This is a genomic window from Marinobacter sp. (genome assembly GCF_048259445.1).
GTDB lineage: Bacteria > Pseudomonadota > Gammaproteobacteria > Pseudomonadales > Oleiphilaceae > Marinobacter.
In genome coordinates, this window is record NZ_JBLXHQ010000004.1 from 166832 (window position 1) to 190305 (window position 23474).

The 23474-nt window shown below is 54.3% G+C and carries 18 protein-coding genes; 6 read left to right on the forward strand and 12 right to left on the reverse strand.

The features are described 5' to 3' along the window. Positions 1 to 194 precede the first annotated feature (194 nt). Positions 195 to 1052 (forward strand): bifunctional methylenetetrahydrofolate dehydrogenase/methenyltetrahydrofolate cyclohydrolase FolD, encoded by an 858-nt coding sequence (folD, locus tag ACN0RL_RS04780; RefSeq protein ID WP_417514233.1) that lies wholly within the window; start codon positions 195 to 197, stop codon positions 1050 to 1052. Between the two features lie 74 nt (positions 1053 to 1126). On the opposite strand, the gene ACN0RL_RS04785 is transcribed toward folD, so the two are convergent. The 3 genes from ACN0RL_RS04785 to ACN0RL_RS04795 all read right to left on the reverse strand — a co-directional run bounded on the left by ACN0RL_RS04785 (position 1127) and on the right by ACN0RL_RS04795 (position 6488). Further along, positions 1127 to 3307 (reverse strand): malate synthase G, encoded by a 2181-nt coding sequence (locus tag ACN0RL_RS04785; RefSeq protein WP_417514235.1) that lies wholly within the window; start codon positions 3305 to 3307, stop codon positions 1127 to 1129. 86 nt (positions 3308 to 3393) lie between these two features. After that, positions 3394 to 4782 (reverse strand): cysteine--tRNA ligase, encoded by a 1389-nt coding sequence (gene cysS, locus ACN0RL_RS04790; protein ID WP_417514237.1) that lies wholly within the window; start codon positions 4780 to 4782, stop codon positions 3394 to 3396. Positions 4783 to 4817: 35 nt separating this feature from the next. Further along, positions 4818 to 6488 (reverse strand): glutamine--tRNA ligase/YqeY domain fusion protein, encoded by a 1671-nt coding sequence (locus ACN0RL_RS04795; protein ID WP_417514239.1) that lies wholly within the window; start codon positions 6486 to 6488, stop codon positions 4818 to 4820. Between the two features lie 136 nt (positions 6489 to 6624). Between ACN0RL_RS04795 and ACN0RL_RS04800 the strand changes: the two genes are divergently transcribed. The 3 genes from ACN0RL_RS04800 to ACN0RL_RS04810 all read left to right on the forward strand — a co-directional run bounded on the left by ACN0RL_RS04800 (position 6625) and on the right by ACN0RL_RS04810 (position 10580). Continuing rightward, positions 6625 to 7134, forward strand: coding sequence for a peptidylprolyl isomerase (locus ACN0RL_RS04800; protein WP_417514241.1), 510 nt, complete (start codon positions 6625 to 6627; stop codon positions 7132 to 7134). Next, the gene (locus tag ACN0RL_RS04805) at positions 7131 to 7856 is read left to right on the forward strand and encodes a UDP-2,3-diacylglucosamine diphosphatase (protein ID WP_417514243.1); all 726 of its coding nucleotides are present in this window, start codon (positions 7131 to 7133) and stop codon (positions 7854 to 7856) included. The genes ACN0RL_RS04800 and ACN0RL_RS04805 overlap by 4 nt, the downstream gene beginning before the upstream one ends. Positions 7857 to 7928: 72 nt before the next feature. Next, entirely contained in the window at positions 7929 to 10580 is a 2652-nt protein-coding gene (locus ACN0RL_RS04810) for a mechanosensitive ion channel domain-containing protein (RefSeq protein ID WP_417514245.1), read from the forward strand. Here ACN0RL_RS04810 and ACN0RL_RS04815 read toward each other — a convergent pair. The 6 genes from ACN0RL_RS04815 to ACN0RL_RS04840 all read right to left on the reverse strand — a co-directional run bounded on the left by ACN0RL_RS04815 (position 10538) and on the right by ACN0RL_RS04840 (position 16021). Further along, a complete protein-coding gene (locus tag ACN0RL_RS04815; protein ID WP_417514247.1) occupies positions 10538 to 11503 on the reverse strand; it encodes a hypothetical protein in 966 nt (321 codons plus the stop codon). The two genes, ACN0RL_RS04810 and ACN0RL_RS04815, sit on opposite strands and share 43 nt — an antisense overlap. Positions 11504 to 11534: 31 nt before the next feature. After that, entirely contained in the window at positions 11535 to 12743 is a 1209-nt protein-coding gene (locus ACN0RL_RS04820; RefSeq protein ID WP_417514249.1) for an ABC transporter permease, read from the reverse strand. Beyond that, positions 12740 to 13423 carry an ABC transporter ATP-binding protein gene (locus ACN0RL_RS04825; protein ID WP_417514251.1) on the reverse strand — a complete coding sequence of 228 codons (684 nt, stop codon included), beginning with the start codon at positions 13421 to 13423 and terminating at the stop codon, positions 12740 to 12742. Before ACN0RL_RS04825 ends, ACN0RL_RS04820 begins: the two co-directional genes overlap by 4 nt. A 61-nt stretch (positions 13424 to 13484) precedes the next feature. Then, entirely contained in the window at positions 13485 to 14735 is a 1251-nt protein-coding gene (locus ACN0RL_RS04830) for an efflux RND transporter periplasmic adaptor subunit (protein ID WP_417514253.1), read from the reverse strand. Positions 14736 to 14738: 3 nt separating this feature from the next. Continuing rightward, positions 14739 to 15131: an acyl-CoA thioesterase gene (locus ACN0RL_RS04835; protein ID WP_417514255.1), complete on the reverse strand. Its 393-nt coding sequence runs from the start codon at positions 15129 to 15131 to the stop codon at positions 14739 to 14741. A 119-nt stretch (positions 15132 to 15250) separates the two neighbouring features. After that, entirely contained in the window at positions 15251 to 16021 is a 771-nt protein-coding gene (locus ACN0RL_RS04840) for a ferredoxin--NADP reductase (protein ID WP_417514257.1), read from the reverse strand. Positions 16022 to 16165: 144 nt separating this feature from the next. Between ACN0RL_RS04840 and ACN0RL_RS04845 the strand changes: the two genes are divergently transcribed. Further along, on the forward strand, positions 16166 to 17050 hold the full coding sequence (locus ACN0RL_RS04845) for a LysR family transcriptional regulator (protein WP_417514259.1): 885 nt from the start codon (positions 16166 to 16168) through the stop codon (positions 17048 to 17050). 6 nt (positions 17051 to 17056) lie between these two features. Here the strand turns inward: ACN0RL_RS04845 and ACN0RL_RS04850 are convergent, their stop codons facing one another. Then, positions 17057 to 17662: a tRNA-(ms[2]io[6]A)-hydroxylase gene (locus tag ACN0RL_RS04850; RefSeq protein WP_417514400.1), complete on the reverse strand. Its 606-nt coding sequence runs from the start codon at positions 17660 to 17662 to the stop codon at positions 17057 to 17059. Positions 17663 to 17876: 214 nt separating this feature from the next. Here ACN0RL_RS04850 and ACN0RL_RS04855 point away from each other — a divergent pair, with 214 nt between their 5' ends. Further along, positions 17877 to 20471 (forward strand): bifunctional aconitate hydratase 2/2-methylisocitrate dehydratase, encoded by a 2595-nt coding sequence (locus ACN0RL_RS04855; RefSeq protein ID WP_417514402.1) that lies wholly within the window; start codon positions 17877 to 17879, stop codon positions 20469 to 20471. 95 nt (positions 20472 to 20566) lie between these two features. Here the strand turns inward: ACN0RL_RS04855 and ACN0RL_RS04860 are convergent, their stop codons facing one another. Both ACN0RL_RS04860 and ACN0RL_RS04865 read right to left on the reverse strand, forming a co-directional pair. Next, complete coding sequence (locus ACN0RL_RS04860; protein ID WP_417514261.1) at positions 20567 to 21313, reverse strand: sulfite exporter TauE/SafE family protein; 747 nt, start codon at positions 21311 to 21313, stop codon at positions 20567 to 20569. After that, positions 21310 to 23472 (reverse strand): TRAP transporter permease, encoded by a 2163-nt coding sequence (locus tag ACN0RL_RS04865; protein WP_417514263.1) that lies wholly within the window; start codon positions 23470 to 23472, stop codon positions 21310 to 21312. The genes ACN0RL_RS04860 and ACN0RL_RS04865 overlap by 4 nt, the downstream gene beginning before the upstream one ends. Between the last annotated feature and the right edge of the window lie 2 nt (positions 23473 to 23474).

Here is a 23474-nt window from a genome sequence, read left to right on the forward strand (position 1 = left end):
GTGCGGATATTACTGGCGCCAAATGCTTCCGTCAACAGGGAAAATGAAATTCTCTTACAAATCCGCTGTTTTAACGTCTGACCCACCCCGAAACCGCGATTATTCACCAGAGTTCATTGATTGGCGTCAGGCTGCAGGCGTGAGACAATATGATCCCTCTTATGTCTATCAATGTCCAACCAACAAGACGAATCATGAGCGCCAAACTGATCAACGGAAAAGAAATCGCTGCTGAAGTCCGCCAACAAGTCGCATCCGGCGTAGAAACCCGCACTCGCCGGGGACTTCGCGCTCCTGGTCTTGCCGTAGTGCTGGTGGGAAATGACCCTGCATCGGAAGTTTATGTTGGCAATAAACGCAAAGCCTGCGACGCTGCCGGCATTCTCTCGCTGTCGTATGACCTGCCTGAAGACACCTCCCAGCAAGCCCTGGAAGCGCTGATTGATGAGCTTAACGATAACCCTGTTGTTGACGGCATCCTGGTGCAACTTCCTCTGCCACAGCACCTGGACGCAGACCCTATTCTGCTGAAAATCCGGCCTGACAAGGATGTGGATGGCTTTCATCCGTACAATATCGGTCGCCTGGTGCAGCGCAAGCCCGCCCTCCGGCCCTGCACGCCCGCTGGCGTAATCACCCTGCTGGACAGTATAAACACCCCTTACAAAGGCCAGCATGCCGTGATCGTGGGGGCATCCAACATTGTGGGGCGCCCGATGACGATGGAACTACTACTCAAAGGCGCAACGACTACTGTGTGTCACCGCTTCACACCCGACCTGGAAAAATATGTTCGTGAAGCCGACATTCTTATTGCTGCTGTGGGTAAGCCGGGCCTTATCAAAGGCGAGTGGGTCAAGCCCGGCGCCACTGTTATTGACGTAGGCATCAATCGGATGGAGAACGGTAAGCTGCAGGGGGATGTAGATTTTGAAACAGCCTCGGCGCGGGCTGCGTACATTACGCCAGTACCCGGCGGCGTTGGCCCGATGACGATTGCAACCCTCCTGCAAAACACCCTGTTTGCCGCGAACGAGCTTCACGACGAGTAGTCGAACCCCTAGGACGCTAACGGAACAGCCATAAAAAAACCCGCCGAAGCGGGTTTTTTTAACTCAGGTCGATATTACTGACCAAACTTCTCTTTCGCCTTCAGGCGATAGGCATGCAGCAGCGGCTCAGTGTAGCCACTTGGCTGCTCGCGACCTTTAAGAACCAGATCCATAGCGGCCTGGAACGCAATGCTGTCAGCAAAGTCAGGCGCCATAGCCCGGTAAGTCGGATCACTGGCGTTCTGTTTATCAACAACCTGCGCCATACGCTTCATGGTTTCTTCAACCTGCGCCTCGGTGCAAATACCGTGATACAACCAGTTGGCCAGATGCTGCGATGAGATACGCAGGGTGGCGCGATCTTCCATCAGGCCGACATCATTAATGTCTGGAACCTTGGAGCAGCCAACGCCGCTGTCAATCCAGCGTACAACATATCCAAGGATACCCTGGGCATTGTTATCCAGTTCCTGTTGGATATCTGCCGCCGTCCAACTGGATGGATTCTCCATAACCGGTACGGTAAGAATATCATCCAGGTTGGCACGGGTGCGACTCTCAAGCTCTTTCTGAATATCTGCAACAGACACCTGATGGTAGTGAGTTGCGTGCAGGGTTGCAGCCGTGGGTGAAGGTACCCATGCAGTGTTGGCACCCGCTTTCGGGTGACCGATTTTCTGCACCAGCATATCGGCCATCAGATCCGGCATAGCCCACATACCCTTACCGATCTGGGCAACACCACGGAAGCCAGTCTCCAGACCAATATCAACGTTCCATTGCTCGTATGCACCAATCCAGGCAGCCTGCTTCATCTCGCCTTTGCGAATGAATGGCCCAAGCTCCATGGAGGTGTGCATTTCATCACCGGTGCGATCAAGGAAACCGGTGTTGATAAATACGGCACGATCCTTGGCTGCGTGGATGCAGGCTTTGAGGTTCACGGTGGTACGGCGCTCCTCATCCATGATCCCGACTTTGAGAGTGAAACGCGGCAGGCCAAGAGCATCCTCAACGCGGCCGAAAAACTCGTTAGTAAACGCAACTTCTTCAGGACCGTGCATCTTCGGCTTCACAATGTACACAGAACCGGAAGTGCTGTTCTGGAAACGACCGCCTCCCTTGAGGTCGTGAATGGCAATCAGCCCGGTAAGCAGGCCGTCCATCAGGCCTTCAGGCACCTCAGTACCATCCTTCAGGAGAACAGCCGGGTTGGTCATCAGGTGGCCAACGTTACGGATAAACATCAGGCTGCGACCTTTCAGCTTCAGCTCGCTACCATCGGCTGCGGTGTACTCGCGATCCGCGTTCATTTTGCGGGTCAGACGCTCTCCGCCCTTCTCAAAGGTTTCTTCCAGGTTGCCCTTCATCAGGCCGAGCCAGTTGCTGTAGGCCAGAGTTTTATCGTCGGCGTCGACTGCGGCAACTGAGTCCTCACAATCCATGATGGTGGTCAGTGCTGACTCCATCAGCACATCTTTAACGTGGGCTCCATCATCCTTGCCAATCGGGTGACTGGCGTCGATCTGGATTTCGAAGTGCATGCCATTTTTGACCAGCAGGATGCCGGTAGGCGCATCGGCAGCTCCGGTGTAACCCACAAAACCGGCTTCGTCTTTCAGACCGGTCATTTCACCGTTCTGAAGTTTTACAGCGAGCTTACCGCCGGAAACCTGATACAACGCGGCATCTTTGTGACTGCCAGCCGCCAGTGGCGCGGAGTTATCCAGCAGGTTGCGAGCAAATTCAATAACCTTGGCACCACGAACCGGGTTGTAACCACGGCCTTTTTCAGCACCATTATCTTCGGAAATGGCATCGGTGCCATAAAGTGCATCGTACAGACTACCCCAGCGTGCGTTTGCCGCGTTCAGTGCAAAGCGCGCGTTCATGATCGGCACCACCAACTGGGGGCCAGCCATGGCTGCAACTTCAGGATCAACATTGGCCGTAGAAATACGGAAATCCGCAGGCTCGTCTACCAGGTAGCCGATATCCTTCAGGAAGGCCTTATAAGCCGCCATGTCCAGCTTCTGGCCCTTATGGTCGCGGTTCCAGCTATCCATTTTTTCCTGGATCGCATCACGCTTGGCCAGTAATTCACGATTACGGGGCGCCAGATCGTTTACGATCTTGTCAAACTCCGCCCAGAATTTTTCTGCGTCTACTCCGGTGCCCGGAATTGCTTCGTTGTTCACGAAGTCATACAAATTCTTTGCGACCTGAATGCCGCCGAGTTGTACGCGCTCTGTCATCGTTCTTAGCCTCATATAGGTTAGCCTTGCCCCAACAGCCGCCTGACTGTCGGGCTCGAAACATCAAATGCAGACGGGTGCCGGTATCAGCTGCGCCGCCAGCTTGTCCCCTCTCGGGAATCGTCCAGAATAACGCCCTGCGCTGCCAGCTCATCACGGATGCGGTCGGCACCGGAAAAGTCCTTGGCTTTACGGGCATCGGCACGGGCGCGGATTTTCGCTTCAATGTCTTCCGCCGTCAGCTCTCCAACAGATTCGGCCTGGAAAAAAGCATCCGGATCCTGCTGCAAGAGCCCAAGCACATCTCCAAGCCTGATCATGACCGTTGCCGCGCTACTTGCCTCGTCATGACGACCTTCGCGGCGGTGCTGGTTAATGTCATTAGCGAGGGCATGTAAAACCGAGATGGCACCGGGGCAGTTGAAATCATCGTTCATCAGTTCAACAAAACGCTGATCCTGCTCTGTCTCGGGCACATCTCCGGAGCTCTTTGGCACAACTCCGCGCAGCGCGTGGTAAAGCCGCTCCAGAGAGCGCCCCGCTTCCGCCAGATTGTCTTCGGAATAATCAACCTGGCTACGGTAGTGACTCGACACCAGGAAGAAGCGCACCACTTCCGCCGGGTAGGTTTCCAGAATCTCCCGAATGGTGAAAAAATTGCCCAGGGATTTGGACATTTTCTCCTTGTTCACCCGTATCGCGCCCGCATGCATCCAAGTGTTCACGAAAGTATGCCCTGTGGCGCATTCGGATTGTGCAATTTCGTTTTCATGATGTGGAAAAAGAAGGTCCGGCCCACCGCCATGAATATCGAAGGTATCACCCAAGCAACGGGTCGACATGGCGGAACACTCAATATGCCACCCGGGTCGACCACTGCCCCAGGGTGACGGCCAGCTTACTTCGCCCTCACCTGCCGCTTTCCACAATGCAAAATCAGCCGGGCTGCGCTTGGCTTCCTGAACGTCAATCCGCGCTCCGGCAAGCAGGTCTTCAAGCTTTTTCTTGCTGAGCTTTCCGTAGTCTTTAAAAGACTCAACAGAAAAATACACATCACCGTTATCGGCGGCATAGGCATGATCAGACTCAATCAGCGTGCCGATCATAGCGATGATTTCAGTAATGTAATCCGTTGCACGGGGCTCTGCGCTGGGTGAAAGTACACCGAGCCTGGCTTCATCTTCATGCATCGCGGCAATCATGCGCTCTGTCAGCTCAGAGAATGGCTCGCCGTTCGCTTCAGCCCGCTGCAAAATTTTGTCGTCAATATCCGTAATGTTGCGCACGTAAGTCACATCATAACCGCGGTTACGCAGGTAACGCGTCACCACATCAAAAGCCACCAACACCCGAGCATGGCCCAGGTGGCAGTAGTCATAAACCGTCATTCCGCAAACGTACATGCGAACCTTTCCCGCCTCAATGGGCGTAAAGGTTTCTTTTTGCTGGGTGAGCGTATTGTAAATCCTGATCACAGCTGGTCTCCCGAATGCTTACCCTTACTTGCCCTTTATTTGGCCCAGGAATCCCGCAAGGTAACGGTTCGATTGAATACCGGCTTGCCGGCTTTGGCGGTCAACTCCTGATCACAGAAGAAATAACCTTCCCGCTCGAACTGGTACGGCAGATCTGTCAGAGGTGTTGCCAGGCTCTGTTCGACCCGCGCATTTTTAAGCACCACAAGCGATTGCGGATTAACGTGATCAACAAGGTCACCCTCCTTATCGCTGTCCGGGGCTTCGTGATTGAACAGACGGTCATACAGGTTGATGTCGCAATCGACACTGATGCTCTCGGACACCCAGTGGATGACGCCATTAGGCTTGTAACCCTCGGGGTTCACGCCCAGAGTGGCCGGATCGTATTCGCAGCGCAGCTCCACAATCTCGCCGCTGGCGTCACGCACAACTTCTTTGCAGGTCATTACATAGCCGCCGCGCAGACGAACAGCCTGCTCCGGTGCCAGGCGCTTCCACTTGCGCGGTGCTTCTTCAACGAAGTCTTCCCGATCGATATACAGGGTCTGGCTCCAGGTAACTTCACGCTGCCCCATGTCCGGGTTCTGCGGGTGTACCGGCAATATCAGTGTTTCGGTCTTGTCGGCGGGGTAATTAATGAGCGTCACCTTCAGCGGACGCATCACGCACATGGCTCGTGGCGAACGGGCGTTCAGATCTTCCCGGATAGCGAACTCCAGCATGCCCATGTCTACGGTGCCACCGGCTTTATTTACACCAATCATGTCACAAAAAGTGCGCAGGGATTCCGGGGTATAGCCCCGGCGACGCATGCCTGAAATGGTAGGCATTCGCGGGTCGTCCCAGCCATCTACCAGGTGCTCATCTACAAGGCGCTTCAGTTTGCGCTTGCTGGTAATGGTGTAGTTCAGGTTAAGCCGGGCGAACTCGATCTGCCGAGGCTGGCACGGAGCGGTAATGTTATCCAGAACCCAGTCGTAAAGCGGACGGTGATCCTCAAACTCCAGAGTACACAGAGAATGGGTGATCCCTTCCAGTGCGTCCGAAATGGGATGGGTAAAATCGTACATCGGATAGATGCACCATTTGTTCCCCGTCTGATGGTGCTCGGCGTAACGAATGCGGTAGAGAATGGGGTCACGCATGTTCATGTTGGGAGAGGCCATGTCAATCTTTGCACGCAGCACCAACTCGCCGTTTTCATACTTTCCATCACGCATATCACGAAAAAGCGCCAGGCTTTCCGCTGCCGGACGGTCACGGTGCGGGCTGTTCCTGCCAGGCTCTTTAAGGCTCCCACGGTATTCCGCCATTTCATCCGCAGTCAGCGCGCAGACATAGGCCTTACCGTTTTCGATCAATTCTTCCGCAAAATGATATATGGCATCGAAATAGTCAGAAGCATAATGCACATCTCCAGCCCAGGTGTAACCCAGCCACTCAACATCTTTCTTGATGGCGTCAATATACTCCTGGCTTTCCTTCTCCGGGTTGGTGTCGTCAAAGCGCAGATTGCACTCACCGGAAAATGTCTCGGCAATGCCAAAATTCAGGCAAATAGATTTAGCATGACCGACGTGCAGGTAACCGTTGGGCTCAGGTGGGAAACGGGTCACCACCTGACCGACGTGCTCACCTTTGTTAACGGCGTCTTCAATCAGGCTCTGAATAAAGTTATGGGCTTTCTTCGGCTCGGCGCTCATACAATCTCTGTTAAAAGAAGTGGGTCGTAAACCGGCTATTATACTCATAAATCAGTGCCGGACTCATGCATCGCCGGAAACTCTTGAGTACAATATCGGCTTTAACTGATTTAAACCCAACGAACAGGAAAACCTGATGATTCTGCTGACAACCAATCACGGTGATATCAAGCTCGAACTGGATTACGAAAAAGCCCCGGAAACCGCAAAGAACTTTGAGCAGTATGTTCGTGACGGTTTCTATGACGGCCTGATTTTTCACAGGGTAATCAGCAACTTCATGGTGCAGGGCGGCGGTTTTGAGCCCGGCATGACCGCGCGTAAAACTCGTGAACCCATCAAGAACGAAGCTGATAACGGCCTGAGTAACATGAAAGGAACCGTCGCCATGGCCCGCACAATGGATCCGCATTCGGCCTCTGCCCAGTTCTTTATCAACGTTGAGAACAATGGCTTTCTTGACCACACCGCAAAAAATGCAGAAGGCTGGGGCTACTGCGTATTTGGCAAGGTAGTGGAAGGCATGGAGACAGTTGATGCCATCCGCGCTGTACGAACCACTATGGCCGCAGGCCACCAGGACGTTCCTCACGAAAACGTGGTGATTGTAAAAGCTACTGTTCTAGAGGACGGAGACGCAGCGTGAATACGCTGTTCATTTCCGATTTACATCTGGAAGAGTCACGCCCCGATATTACCGGGGCGTTTCTTGGCTTTCTGGATAAAACAGCTCCCGGCGCAGAGCGGTTATACATTCTGGGTGATTTTTTTGAAGCCTGGATCGGTGATGATGAACGCACTCCGCTGCAAGAACAGATTGCAGCCGCCCTGCGCGCGCTGAGCGACAGTGGCACTGACATCTTCCTGATGCACGGTAACCGGGACTTTTTGCTGGGTGAGGATTTTTGTGCCCGGGTCGGCGCGACACTGCTGGACGACCCCACGCTTATCGATCTTTACGGCACCCCTACCCTGCTGATGCACGGTGACAGCCTTTGCACCGCGGATGTCGAGTACCAGAAATTCCGCGCTAACATGCGCAATCCTCAAACGCAGAAACTCATTCTGGCCCGCCCTCTCAAAGACCGCCAGCAAATGGCCCGGCAACTCCGGGAAATGAGCATGGCCACAAACCGGGGCAAAGCCGAAGACATTATGGATGTGACGCCAGATGAAGTGGTGCGTGTTATGGAAATCTCTGATGTACCGCTGATGATCCATGGCCACACCCACAGACCGGCCGAGCACGATCTGACTGTAAACGGAAAAGCGGCAAAGCGGATTGTGCTGGGCGACTGGGACCAGTACGTTTGGTGGCTGAACGTTGAGCCCGGCAAGAAGCCGGAGCTGAATAAAACGCCACTCTGAGGCTTCCAAAAGCTATCTTCCCTGAGAGTTACAGTTAGAACACAGGGCCGCCAACGCGAGGACTGCAAAAAAATGAAGCAACGCCCGACCCGTTATGCAGTTCTGACAACATGGCTGGCCGGGGTTCTTCTTCTCTGCATGCCTACCTTATCTGCATTGGCCGAAGAGCCCGGGAATACCCGGGAGCAAACAGAGGAAGCTCGCCCGGCGGTAAAGCCGGAACTGGAGGCCAGCAACGAAGCGCCTCCGGAAATCAAACTGCCGGACGCGGTCAACGCAGATATTCAGGATCAGGTCCTTGCGTTGCTGGCGGCACTTGAACAACGTCAGGCTGCCGTCAAAGACACCCGCGAACGATTGACCTATGCCGAATCCATTCTGACCCGCCTGCAGGATGAGTATAAGAGTTTTGAGTTAAGGCTGGAGAAAGCGGGCCTCAACCTGACCGCCCGCTATGCTGACCTGTTAAAGCAGCGGCTTGAGCGTCTGCAGAGGCAAAGCGTTGCCAGTGATCTTATTCAGGGAATTGAAGACAAACTCTCCGTAGCAAGGGAGGCACAGCTGCGACTGGAAGAGTTTGAAGCCATTGCCGAGCCTGGCGACGATGCGCGCAACCAGCTTCGCAGCCGTCGCTCGCAACTACTGCGCGAACTGCACAGAGCCGTTACCGAACACATAGATGTGCTCAATGAATACTACGGTACTGTGACGACCCTTCAGGACCAGGTTCAGGAATACCAGAAGCTTTTGCAGCAAAGACTGTTCTGGCTTCCCAGCGCGGCCGCCGTCAACCTGGAAACCGCCGGGGAGCTATACGAATCTGCCAGTTGGTTCATCTCGCAGCTAAGCTTCAATGCCCTGAGCGAAGCGCTTTCCCGATCTGTAGGCGAGCGCGGAGCGCGCATAGGTCTGGTGGCGCTGCTCCTTATCGTATTGCTGATAAAACGCAAGACGATCAAAAACAACCTCCTGGCCAACAGCCGCCACATTGGAAACGTCGGTCACGACCGAACCGCCTATACCCTGCAAGCGCTGATCAACAGTATTCTGCTGGCATTGCCGGGAGTTATTGTATTTTCTCTGACAGCTTTGTTGCTGATGGAAGGTAACGCCTTTTACTCTGCACTTTCAAAAGGCTTTACGGGGGCTGCCTTTATTATGTTTTTGCTCGCGTTTATCCGAAACGTGGCCCGTAAGCAGGGGCTTGGAGAAAGCCACTTTCACTGGAACACCAATTCTCTGCTGGTCATCCGGCGGGAGTTGCCGCTGCTTATGGCGTTTGTTATTCCCGTAGCCGTCATCACCACGTCAACAAGTTCAACGCCCGAAGGCGCCCGGTTTGATGACAGCCTTGGCCGTCTGCTTTTTACTCTCGTATCCATCGCACTGTCCGTTTTCGCGCACCGGATCATCAAAGCAGTTCGGGTTGGAAAACCCGACAGTAGTGCTTTGCTGTTGCTTCATGTGACAGCTATATCGGCGCCTCTTGTGCTGGCCGTCGCATCCCTGATCGGCTACCACTACACAGCCTTGCAGCTTGAACGCAACCTGTTCATCACCATCTGCTGGCTGGCCTTTAACACTATGATTTACTATTTAGGTTTGAGAGCACTTTCCGTTCGTGAACGCAGGCTAACCCTCGAACGTCTCAGGGAGCAACGTGCTGCTGAACGCAGGGCAGCGGAAGCCAGGGAGGCCGCCGACAACACCGGTGAAGGTGTGATTCAGAACCTTGAGATGCCAGAGATGAACCTCAAGGACATCAGCCAGCAAAGCTCTTCGCTACTGAGGATTCTGGTATCGGCTCTCGCTATCACTGGCTTGCTGCTCCTGTGGGCCAGCGTTATCCCCGCACTGCAACTGTTCAACGACATTACTCTGTGGACGATTGCGACTGACCTGCAGGGCGGCGACCCACTACCCATTACGCTTGCAGACATGCTCCTCGCTCTGCTTGTTGCAGCCGGCACGGTGCTTGCGGCAAAAAACCTTCCGGGAACCCTGGAGGTAATCTTACTGAGCCGGATGAATCTGGCCCCGGGCACAGGCTACGCCATTACAACCATTACAACCTACGTTCTCGTACTCGTGGGTGTAGTGATCTGTCTCGGCGTAATCGGTGTTCAGTGGTCTAAACTCCAGTGGCTGATCGCAGCTCTCGGGGTGGGGCTTGGCTTCGGGCTGCAGGAAATCGTCGCCAACTTCGTATCCGGTATCATTCTTCTGTTTGAACGCCCTATTCGGGTGGGCGACACGGTGACCATTGATGGCATAACCGGAACGGTTTCCCGCATACGTATTCGTGCAACAACACTGGTCGACTGGGACAGGAAAGAACAGATTATCCCCAACAAAACTTTCGTTACCCAGGATCTGACCAACTGGACGCTCTCTGACCCGATTACCCGCGTTATCCTTCGGGTGGGTGTTGCTTATGGTTCTGATGTGGACAAGGTTCAGGAAATACTCACCCGGGTGGCCCGCAGCAATGAACGCGTAGTGGATGATCCTGCGCCTGCAGTTTTCTGTGTCGGGCTCGCGGACAGCAGCATCAACTTCGAAGTCCGGGTTTTTGTCAAAGACTTGCTGGACATCATGCCACTATCCCATGAAATACATGCATCCATCACAAGAGCCTTGATGGAAGCCGGAATAAGCATTCCCTTCCCTCAGAGAGATATTCACGTGCGCACCCTGCCGGAGCCCCATTCAAGAGCATCCTGACGGGACACTAGGGCTTTGCCTGGCTGAATGTATGCGGTGGCGCCGTCCGGCTGCCTGTATGTTTCGAGGCGTTTCAGCCAACCTTTCAGCCAGCGGCTTTTTTCGATCGGGTTCACTGCGTTTTCAGCTCTTCTGGTGAGGACTTTTGCCGCCGCCTCCCGGAACCTATCCAATGTTGTGATTTCAGGATTGGTCTCCATAGCCAGAAGCACGTGCCGGAGCCCCCAACCTTCGCCCTCATATCGCTCAGCGTCTGAAAGGCCTTCGCCCTTGAAGTTGACATAATCTATCAAGGCATAGATTCCACCCGGGGTAGAACTCAGGGCCTCCAGATCAGCTTTCAATCGGGTTTTCCGGTCTTCAGGCACAGATTCGAGGATTTTGGCAAACGAGGCTTTGGTGCGCCGAACAATAAACTCTGCCTGAACCCCCTGGGTGCCAGCCAGAAATTCCCTTAGCTCGGCAACATCGACTGAATTTTCCACCGCCTCAAAAGAAGCCTTATCTGGCCAGGGCGCTTCAAACGGCTCAAGCTCCCTCAGCCACGAGGGGATGTTGAGTTGCCGCTGTTTCATGTATTCAACGAGCGCCGGAAAACTTTCTATAAATCGCTCGTTAACGCCCTCCGGATACCAGATAAAGTGGCCAATACCCAGCGAGGGAAACGCCTCACCATCGTTCCAATGTACGAGACACTGGAACTGGCCGGCGCATTCGTTCTGGAATATCTTCTGGCCAACCCAGTCCAGTTGGGCAGGCTCAAGGGCAAGGGATATATCGATTGAGGTTTCCTCAGAAACCCCAAAAGCCTCTTCCGGGGCAACAGCTTCCGCTCCGGCATCAGCAGGACTGTTTTCGGAATCACAACCGGAAAGCATTAAAACGCAAGACAAAACAGTCAGCCGGAATGCTTTATAAACCACTTGAGCACCTCATCAATAACGTCGTTTGCAGCTACTCATGGCGTAGCGCATCAATAGGATTGAGCCGGGCAGCTTTACGGGCAGGAAAAAATCCAAAAATGACGCCGATCGCAACCGAGAAGCAAAAACCCAGCAGCATGACCCCCGGCGCCAGCAAAAACGGCATATCGAGCCGGGATGTTAAAAGCCATGTGCCTCCGACCCCCAGAATCAGGCCGATAATCCCGCCCAGAGTCGACAGCGCAATCGATTCAACGAGGAACTGTGTCAGCACATCACGGGTTCTGGCTCCTATAGCAAGGCGAATGCCTATTTCCCGGGTTCGTTCGGTGACGGACACCAGCATGATATTCATGATTCCTATACCACCCACCAGAAGACTGACTGCGGCAATGGCACCCAACAAAATAGTCATGGTATTGGTGGTACTGGCCAGGGCATTTGCGATGTCCTGAGTATCCCGGACATAGAAATCATCATCTTTCGGGGAGGCAATATTCCGGCGCTGACGAAGCAGCGACTCGATGTCCTTCTGCACCCGGCCTGTACTGCCGTCAATAAGCGCCGATACATAGACTACCTGCACATCCAGACTGCCGAGCAACCTTCGCTGCACCGCCTTGACCGGCATAAGAATAGTCTTGTCCCGGTCCTGGCCCATGGACTGCCCTTTCTCTTCAAGCACACCGATCACCCGACAAGCGGTACGCCCGACACGAAGAGTTGTTCCCAGGGGCTCCTGGCCAAGGTACATCTCATCAATTAACGTAGTGCCGATAATGCACACAGCTGATCCGGCATTCAGTTCGTCCGGATCGAAAGCCCGGCCGTAGGCGATCTCGTGGTTGCGCACGGCAAAGTAATTGTTATTTGTTCCAATGACAGGAATCGTTTCGTTGGCGTTGCCAATGACCACCGTCGGATTGACCGTAATTGCCGGAGCAACAAGGACTTCCGGCACTTCCTGTGCCATGGCATCCACGTCTTCAAGATCAAAAGGCTCCGCGGACGTGCGCACACCTCCGGGGCCACGTTGTGCGGTTCCCGGAATAACAAACAGAAGGTTAGAACCGATGCTGGCAATCTCGTCGGTAACGCTTCGGGTAGCGGACTGGCCAAGATGAACCATGGCCACCACACTGCCAACACCAATGATGATACCCAGCGTTGTCAGAAACGAACGTAGCTTGTTCCTGACAATCGCCTGGAAGGCCATGACAAAGATGTCCAGCCACCTCACGACAAAACCTCTTCCGGGGTTCCATCCTTGACCAGCTTTCCATCAACAAAGTAAAGCACTCTGTCGGCATAGCGGGCGATGTCCGGCTCATGGGTTACCATGATAATGGTGATACCCCGTTCAGCACGGATCTGCGCCAGTTGCGCCATAATGCTATCTGCCATGGCAGTATCCAGGTTGCCGGTAGGCTCGTCCGCCAACAAGACAGGCGGCTCAGTGACCAATGCCCGGGCAATGGCTACCCTTTGCTGTTGGCCACCGGAAAGCTGATTGGGGGTAGCGGCTTCGCGCCCGGAAAGCCCGACAATTCGCAAAGCTTCTTTTGCCCGGGTCTTGCGCTCTGAACGCCGGACGCCGTCATAAATCAGAGGCAGTTCTACATTAGCAAGAGCATTAACCCGTGGCAGAAGGTTGAAGCTCTGGAAAATAAAACCCATAAAATGGCGGCGTAACAAGGCGAGCTCATCACGATCCAGGCCGCCTACATTTACCCCACGGAACAGGTATTCACCGGTCGAAGGCACGTCAAGACAGCCAATCATGTTCATACAGGTAGACTTGCCTGATCCACTGGGGCCCATAATGGCTACAAATTCGCCTTCCCGTATGGTCAGGTCAACACCATCCAGGGCTCTTACCTCGGCAGATCCACTGCCATAGATCTTGAAGATGTTACGCATTCGGATTATGGCCGGTGGCAAATCAGGCACATCCGGTTGGTTATTTCGAAGCTGAGCGCCGCTACTCAACGGAGCCTCGCAATATTCCGGTCAGTACCTCATCGCCTTCGGACAACTCATCGCTCAGAACTTCCGTATATCGACCATCTGTATAGCCACTGCGCACAAGTACCCGGCGGGGTTGATCATCCTCAAGCACCCAGAGAGTATTTGAGGATGCCAGCGAACCCTCCCTTGAGCGGTCCGCTGGGTGGCTGAACATGCCACCGCCCTCTGTATCGGTTGCGGGCGGCGTAAAACGGAAAGCGATATTCGGAACCCTCAAAGCCTGATCGCGTTGCCCTGTATTGATGGTTGCAGTGGCGGTCATTCCGGGCTGAAGGAGATGCCCTGAATTTTCGACCGCCAGCACAGTGGTATAGGTAACAACATTGTTTTCAACCGTGGGGTAAAGGTAAACCTTCAATACCTCGGCCTCAAACTCCCTGCCCGACCAGGCATCCACGGTAAACGTCGCAGGCTGGCCGGCTTTCACCAATCCCACATCCGCTTCATCCATAGAGACATGAAGCTCCATCTGCGCCAGATCTTCAGCCAGCAAAAAAAGCACAGGTGTCTGGAAATTTGCGGCCACTGTTGCACCTGGTTCGATACTGCGCTGAAGTACCACGCCATCAATAGGCGACGTAATGACAGCTTTCTCCAGTCGGGTTCGGGCCTGGGAAACCGTTGCTTCAGCCTGGCGCACAGTAGCCCGGGCATAGGCCGATCTCGCTTCAGCACGCTTCCGGGTAGCAACGGCTTTATCCAGCGTTGCCTGGGGCGAAGTTCCCCGCTGCACCAGAGACTCCGTTCTGCGTTCGTCTACCAGGGCTTCTTCCAGAGTAGCCGCGGCCTCGGCCAGAGACGCGCGCGCCAGCTCAAGGCCCGCTGCTGCCTGCAACAAAGCAACTTCAAGCTCTTCCGTATCGAAAAGCGCAAGAACCTGTCCCCGCTGAATTTCATCATTTTCCGAGACCAGAACCTCGCTCACCAAACCGGAAATTTCGGCGCCTACCGACACTTCACTCTTGGGCTGAAGATTCCCGGTCGCCATGGCTGTGAGTACCATGTCGGCTCTGTCCAGCTTGTGCGTCTGCCACTGAATGCGGGAGTCCTCAGGCCATAGCCACCATGCCAATCCAGCAATAAGGGCCGCTCCAAGCGCAACCCAGACCAGAATCGAGAATCGCCCCCGGTTCTTTTCAGCCCGGATAACAGAGTTCACCTCGTCCGCCATGCTCTTCAAAGAAGGATCAGTGTCAGATGCCATTAGTCACTCGATACGGTGTTTAGCCAATTGATTGCGGATTTCATCAGGTATAGGCACTGCTTTTTCAGTTTCATAATCAAAGTGAATCAGAACTGCCTGGCCCCGCGCAATCTGCTTACCATCCTGCCAGGCTTCCTGAACAGCCTGAAACGAACTGTTGCCGATCTTCCCGACGCCCGTGCGAATCTCAACCGGAAGGTGCCAAAAGCTCTGTGCGACAAAATCGATTTCCACGCGAGCAATAATCAGCGGCCAGGTTTTCACATCCAGTGTCGGATGGAAGATGCTGAACAAAGGCATTCTGGCCTGCTCGAACCATACCGGCAGCGTTGTATTGCTGATGTGGCCCAGGGCATCTGTGTCGCTGAAGCGGGGCTGAAGCTCATAATAAAACATGCAACTCTTCCTGATCGTTAAAACCAAATACTATACACTTAGTTCCCGACTTCATAAAAAAACCCGAAGCTTTCGCTCCGGGTTTCGAATCTGACGATTCAAGCCTGCAGGCGTGGGGTTTACTGCTCCACAAAAGCCCTTTCGATCACAAAGTGCCCCATGTCGCCGCCGCGAGCTTCTTTGAAGCCCATTTTGTTAAGGATCGCACAGGTATCCTTAAGCATACTGGGGCTGCCGCAGATCATGAACCGGTCGTTTTCCGGGTCGAAATCCGGCAGGCCCATATCACGGGTTATCTTGCCACTTTCCATTGCAGCGGTCAGTCTGCCTTCATTACGGAACGGCTCCCGGGTTACCGTGGGATAGTACTCAAGCTTGCCCTTGACCATCTCACCGAAAAATTCGTTTTCCGGCAACTCTTCAATTTCATGCTGATAGGCAAGCTCCGAGATATAACGCACCCCGTGAGTCAGGATGACCTTATCAAAGGCATCGTATACATCCGGGTCTTTAATGATGCTCATAAAGGGCGCAAGGCCGGTGCCAGTGCTTATCAGCCAGAGATTCTTGCCGGGTAGCAGGTTATCCAGGATCAGCGTACCCGTAGGCTTGCGGCTGACGAGGATTTCATCCCCTACCTGAATCTTCTGCAAGCGCGACGTGAGCGGTCCGTTTTGCACTTTGATAGAGAAGAATTCCAGCTCCTCTTCATAATTGGCGCTGGCAATGCTGTAGGCACGCATCAGCGGCTTACCTTCAGTTTCAAGACCAATCATCACAAAGTGGCCATTCTTGAACCGGAACCCCGGATCGCGACTGGTCTTGAAGCTGAACAGTGTATCGTTCCAGTGATGCACGCTGGTTACAGTTTCTTTTATCAGGTTACTCATTTAAACCTCTGGCCTGTCCGGTTTGTTATCGGCGGCGAATGTTGCAAATATGAATTGCCTTAATTCTATCCCATCTCTAACCTATCGATGAAATGGGTTATTCCCATAACCTTATTCGGATACATCGATTTAGAGCATTTTGTTATGAAATACAGTTTCAGACAACTCGAAGTCTTTCTGGCGGCCGCTCACTTCCAGAACATTACCCGTGCTGCGGAATCGTTGGCCATGTCCCAGTCTGCCGCGAGCAGCGCGCTCAAAGAGCTGGAGAACCAGTTCGACATCCAGCTATTTGATCGTGTTGGCAAACGCCTCCAGCTGAATGAACTCGGGCGACTCTACCGGCCCAAGGTGGAAGCTGTTCTTGCCCAGGCAGCCGAGCTCGAGCAGGCCTTCAGCAAACATTCTGAAGTAGGCGCCCTGAAAGTCGGAGCCACCTTGACTATAGGTAACTATCTGGCCGTAGGCGTTATGGCCCAATACATGAATACCCCTACTCAGCCACGGGTTTCGCTGGAGGTAGCTAATACGAGCACCATCGCTCGCCGGGTCAAAGATTTTGAACTGGATATCGGCCTGATCGAGGGCGAACTGCAATCTTCGGAACTTGAGGTTTTACCCTGGCGCGGCGATAAACTGGTGGTGTTCTGCTCACCTAGCCACCCACTCGCCGAAAAGGAGGAAGTTTCGGATGAAGACCTTCGGAGCGCCACCTGGATTATGAGAGAGCAAGGCTCCGGAACACGTCAAACCTTCGAACGGGGTATGCACGGCCTGCTTCCGGATCTGAACGTACTTCTGGAACTGGAACATACCGAAGCCATCAAACGTGCCGTGGAAGCTGATCTCGGCATAGGATGCCTGTCAGAAGTTGTTCTCGCCGATGCATTCAAACGTGGCAGCCTGATGCCACTCAAAACACCGGAAAACCGGAACTTTGAACGCCAGTTCTATTTCATCCTGCACAGGCAAAAATACCGCAGTGCTGGCATTGATGCCTGGATGGGCCTTTGCCGCGCGCTAGCCTGACGGCTCTTAGCCAAGAGGGCCGCTGTGAAACCGGAACTCGCTATCTGGTTCGAGAATCAGTTCTTTTTCAATAGCCAGAAAGTCTGCGACCCTGGCATCAACACATTCTCCGTTGGCCTGCTCTGCCAGAGCCAGATAATCGCGGTAATGACGGGCTTCGGATTTGAGCAGACTGCTATAGAAATCCGCCAGCTCTGCGTCCAGGAACGGAACCAGTGCAGCAAAGCGTTCGCATGAACGAGCCTCAATGATAGCTCCCACCACCATAACATCGACCAAACGACCCGGATCATCCGTGCGTACTTCTTTGCGCAGCCCCGCCGCGTAGCGCGCCGGAGTCAGGTGGCAATAGGATATCCCCCGCTTGTTGATAATGGCCAGAACCTGCTCGAAATGGCGCAGTTCCTCCCGTGCCAGGCGCGACATTTTGTTGAGCAGATCCGAGTTATCCACGTAGCGGTACATAAGGCTGAGCGCGGTAGATGCGGCCTTTTTCTCGCAATGGGCGTGATCGATCAGCATCAGATCCTGATTGGCCAGCGCGTCATCAATCCACTGCCGGGGCGTAGCGCAAGGCAAAAAGTCGTGAATCTCTTGCAAGGCCTGAGCCATGGTGTCGGTTTTGCTGTTCATGGTGGGTAACTATGTCAATAAATTGGGTGCGCGATTATAACCCAGCTAACAGACTTCTCCGACCTCTGTCCAACTTAACTTTATAAGGGGTTTCCTATAGAATGCAGCGCCAACTTAAGGTCTTTCCGCCAAAAAACTCCCGCCAGGCGTATTGCCAGAGCGCGGGACATACCAACTGATGAGGGTCCATATCGTGTTAGAAGCCTACCGTGAACACGTTGCAGAACGTGCGGCTCTGGATATTCCGCCGAAGCCGCTGAATGCTGAACAGACTGCCGCTCTGGTTGAGCTGCTGAAGAACCCGCCGGCCGGCGAAGAGGAAACTCTTGTTGATCTGCTGGAAAACCGTATTCCGCCAGGCGTGGATGAAGCAGCCTACGTTAAAGCTGCCTTCCTGAGCGCTATTGTCAAAGGTGAGGCCTCATCCCCACTGATCGACAACAAAAAAGCAGTCCAGTTGTTGGGCATGATGCAGGGCGGCTACAACATCGCCACGTTGGTTGATCTGCTGGACAACGCCGAACTGGCTGAATTGGCGGGGAATGAACTCAAGCACACCCTTCTTATGTTTGACGCATTCAACGACGTCAAAGAAAAGATGGATGCTGGCAACGCAGTTGCTAAATCCGTTGTTGAATCCTGGGCTAACGCCGAGTGGTTCACCAACAAGAACAAGGTTGCGGAAAGCACCAAAATGGTGGTTTTCAAGGTTACCGGCGAAACCAACACTGACGACCTTTCTCCCGCGCCGGATGCCTGGTCCCGCCCGGACATCCCCTTGCATGCCCGCGCAGCCTATAAAATGGAACGCGATGGTCTGAAGCCGGAAGAGCCAGGCGTTACTGGCCCCATGAGCCAGATTGATGAAATCAAAGCCAAAGGCCTGCCCGTTGTTTTTGTAGGTGACGTTGTAGGTACTGGTTCTTCACGCAAGTCTGCAACCAACTCTGTTCTGTGGTTCTTCGGTGACGACATCCCGGGTGTACCGAACAAGCGCGCAGGCGGTGTCTGTATCGGCAACAAGGTTGCCCCGATCTTCTTCAACACCATGGAAGACGCTGGCGCTCTGGTATTCGAAGCACCGGTAGACGACATGAACATGGGCGACGTGATTGAAATCCGCCCATACGAAGGCAAGATTCTGAACGAAGCTGGTGAGGTTATCTCCGAGTTCGGCTTCAAGTCTGACGTTATCCTGGACGAAGTTCAGGCTGGCGGCCGTATTCCTTTGATCATCGGTCGTGGCTTGACCGCGAAAGCTCGTGCAGCTCTGGGCCTCGGTGCAACAGATCTGTTCCGTCTTCCGAACGATCCCGAAGCCGGCACCAAGGGCTTCACCCTGGGCCAGAAAATGGTTGGCAAAGCCTGTGGACTGGAAGAAGGCCAAGGCGTTCGTCCGGGCACCTACTGCGAGCCACACATGACCACCGTTGGTTCCCAGGACACTACGGGCCCAATGACCCGTGACGAGCTGAAAGACCTGGCTTGCCTGGGCTTCCAGGCTGACCTGGTTATGCAATCTTTCTGTCACACAGCGGCTTATCCGAAGCCGGTTGACGTCGAAATGCAGCACACCATGCCAGACTTCATTCGTAACCGTGGCGGTGTTTCCCTGCGTCCGGGCGACGGTATCATCCATTCCTGGCTGAACCGTATGCTGCTGCCAGATACGGTTGGTACCGGTGGTGACTCTCACACCCGTTTCCCGATGGGCATCTCCTTCCCGGCCGGCTCTGGTCTGGTTGCATTTGCTGCTGCTACCGGTGTTATGCCGCTGGATATGCCAGAGTCTGTACTGGTTCGCTTCAAGGGCGAAATGCAGCCAGGTATCACTCTGCGTGATCTGGTACACGCCATCCCCCTTTACGGCATCAAGCAAGGCATGCTGACCGTTGAGAAGAAAGGCAAGATCAACGAATTCTCAGGCCGCATTCTGGAAATCGAAGGCCTTGAGCAGCTGACCGTTGAGCAGGCGTTCGAACTGTCTGACGCATCTGCTGAGCGCTCTGCAGCGGGTTGTACCATCAACCTGTCTGAAGAGTCAGTAGCCGAGTACCTGCGCTCCAACATCACCATGCTGCGGTGGATGATTGCCGAAGGTTACGGCGATGCGCGCACTCTCGAGCGTCGCGCCCAGCAGATGGAAGAATGGATTGCCGATCCCAAGCTGATGCGGGCCGATAAAGACGCGGAGTATTCCCACGTTGTAGAGATCGATCTGGCAGATATCAAAGAGCCCATCGTTTGCTGCCCGAACGATCCAGACGATGCCCGCTTCCTTTCAGAAGTCGCTGGCGACAAGGTAGACGAGGTATTCATCGGCTCCTGCATGACCAACATTGGCCACTTCCGTGCCGCAGGTAAACTGCTGGAGCAGAACAAGGCGCCTCTGAAGACCCGTCTGTGGATGTCTCCTCCTACCAAGATGGATCAGGCACAGCTGATGGAAGAAGGCTACTTCAACATCTACGGCACCGCTGGTGTGCGCACGGAAATGCCGGGCTGTTCATTGTGCATGGGTAACCAGGCACGTGTAGCAGCCAAGAGCACTGTGCTGTCTACCTCTACCCGTAACTTCCCGAACCGCCTGGGCGATGGTGCCAATGTGTACCTGACCTCTGCGGAACTGGCTGCTGTGGGCGCGATACTTGGAAAACTCCCGACTCCGCAGGAGTACATGGAGTACGCCAAGGATCTGAACAGCATGTCAGCAGAGATCTACAAGTATCTGAACTTTGACCAGATGGAGAACTACACCAAGAAGGCGGCTGAGGCGGATGTTGCTTAAGCGCTGACCTTCAAGGTTCAGCTCCACGAAAAACGCCAACCTCCGGGTTGGCGTTTTTTTTGCCGCTTTAATTGCAGCTTGCCGCCACTCCCCGATTAATAGACCACGAGCCGGATCAGTATTGCACCTGCCATTACAAGGGTAATCCACTTTACCCAGTGGGCGCCCTTCTCACTCAGATTCACTTTCACGGCAACAAATGCGCCCGTGATATTACCGATTGCGAGCACCAGCCCCATGCCCCACCGCACCTGCCCGTTAAGGGCAAAAATCAGCAGCGCTGGTAGGGTATAAAGCAGAATGATCGACACTTTGAACACATTCACCTGGCGCAGATCAATGCGCAGCATGCGGTACAAAACGACAATAAACAGTGCGCCTACACCTACCTGAATAAAGCCTCCGTAGACACCAATCAGAAACATGGCGATATAGATCACCGGGCCAAGCCGGTCCGGCGTCAGCGGATTGGTATCCAGCCTGGGCTGAGGCAGCAGCATGAACACGGAAGCGCCGATCATGGCGGTGATCAGCACCAGTTCGAATATGGCGTCTGCGACCCAGGTTGCTACCCAGGCGCCCAGCAGCGACCCCAGAACCGCAGGCACCGCAAGATGCAAGCTGACCCGGAGATTGCCGTGCCCCATGCGCCTGAAGCCCGCTACAGCGGTTGTGCTCTGCAGAATGATGGCAACCCGGTTGGTACCATTCGCGACCTGTGGCGGCAGCCCCAGAAACATCAAAAGCGGCAGGGTCAGCATCGAACCACCTGCCGAGAGTACGTTTATAAATCCTGCAATACCGCCCAGCGCCAGCAATGCTATTACTTCAATTGCAGTCATGTGGCGCTCGAAAATCCCGCCTTGTCAGCATCCAGACGCTTTCCACAACGACTACTCCAGACCAGAACAATGAGAAAAATAACCAGCCCCGCACCGTCGACCAGAATCTGTCCATGGGGCCAAAGCATCAGCGCGCCGAGTGGAAACATCAGTAGCCGCACAAGCCAGTTGAGTTTGTGTTCAAGATAACCTTCAAGGCCTGCGATGATCGCGTAAATACCGAACAGGGCAAAACAGAATACCCGGATCATTTCGGTAAAGTCTCCAGTGATCAAAGGCGAGTACGCGAAAAGAAGAGGCACAATATAAAGCCCTTTGGCCAGCTTCCAGGCGGTAAAACCCGTACGCATCTGGGGTGTTCCCGCGATCGCTGCGGCGGCAAAGGCGGTGAGGCAGACCGGCGGTGTCACGTTCGAATCCTGGGACAGCCAGAAGATAACCATATGGGCCGCCACCAGCAGCATGGAAAGAGCTTCCATCGATAGCGCCTGCTCAAGAAGCTGGCTGCTGAACGTATCCGGCACCAGAGCGAGCATCTGCTGAGCAGTTGCAGCATCCATGGGCCCGTCGAGCAGCGACAGCTTGTCAGGCGCCGCCAGCATGAAGATGGCTTTGGCCTGCTCTGGCAGGTTGCCGCTTACCATCAGCTCAACCAACTGGCTTTGCGCGATCAGGTTGTATATTGCAGGTGCAGAAAGCGTAGCAAGTACAATATAGGCTGCAGTCACAGGTAAGCCCATCCCGAGAATCAGGGAGGCCAGAGCGACCAGCAGAATCGTAATCAGTAAACTTCCTCCTGCCCAGTCAGTAATCATCAGCGAGAATGTATTACCAATGCCGGTAGTGGATACGACCATTACAATGAGACCAACTGTAATCAGCAGAATCGCTGTCGTTGTTATGTTCCGCGTACCCATCGCCAGAGCATCCAGAATATCCCGTGGCCCCATCGGATGTTTTGAGAGCCAGGACGCCACCACCACCGACAGAATAGCAATCCCCGCCGCATAGGTTGGCGTGTATCCGTATACAAGCGCTGCAACAAGAACAACCAGCGGCAACAAAAAGTGCCAGCCACCTTTCAGGACCTCCTTGAGCGAAGGAGCAGAATCGTCTTCCAGTTTAACGGCGTGGCTGCGCTTGGCCTCGATCCGCACAAACATTCCCACCGAGATGAAGTAAAGCAGAGCCGGCAGGGCGGCAACGCTGATTATGGTGAGGTAGGACACCTGAGTATAGGAGGCCATGATAAACGCCCCCGCCCCCATCACCGGTGGCATCAGCTGGCCCCCCGTTGATGCCGCAGCTTCTACACCCGCCGCAAAACGCGCAGGAAAGCCCGCCTTGCGCATCAGCGGGATAGTGATAACACCTGTAGAAACCGTGTTGGCAACGCTGGAACCCGAGACTGACCCCATAAGGCCGGAGGCGAACACCGCTACAAATCCCGGACCACCCACAAACCGGCCTGCCGCGCAGCGCGCCAGCTCTATAATAAAGTCCCCCGCCCCGGACTTTACCAGGAAGGCACCGAACAAGATAAACATGAACACGTAGGTCCAGGAAATACGGGCGATCGACCCCAGCATCCCCTGGCCGCCGATATAAGAGCGATAAAGAACCGTCTCCCAGGACAGACCGGGGAAATTGAAAATGCCGTCAACATACTGGCCCCACCAGGCGACGTACGTCAGCGCAACCACACAGAGCACCGGAATAAACCAACCAACCGTGCGGCGGGCCAGCTCAAGCACCAAAGTTACCGACACAATTGAGACAACCCAGTCACCCGTATTAAAGTTGAATCCACGTTGATACAAATCATCTTCAAAGAAAATCAGGTAAAAAGCACAGGCAAGCGCGGTGAACCCCAGTACCACATCAACTCCCAGAACAATCCTCTGGCCACCGATAGAGCGTGCTCTGAACATCGGGGTCGCAAGCGTGCAGATCAAACCGAAAAGGCCGAAGTGCAGAGAAGAACTCCACAGCTCCGACAGGGTAGAGATAGTATTGAAATAGAGATGAACGAGCGCCGTGCCGACGGCGAGCCAGAAGACCACCGGCCCAATCAGCCGGTGCTCCAGACGTTCGCTCGCCTCGCTGGCACTCTCATCGCGAACCGTAACAACCGGTTCGCTTTCTGTTTTATCCGGCACCA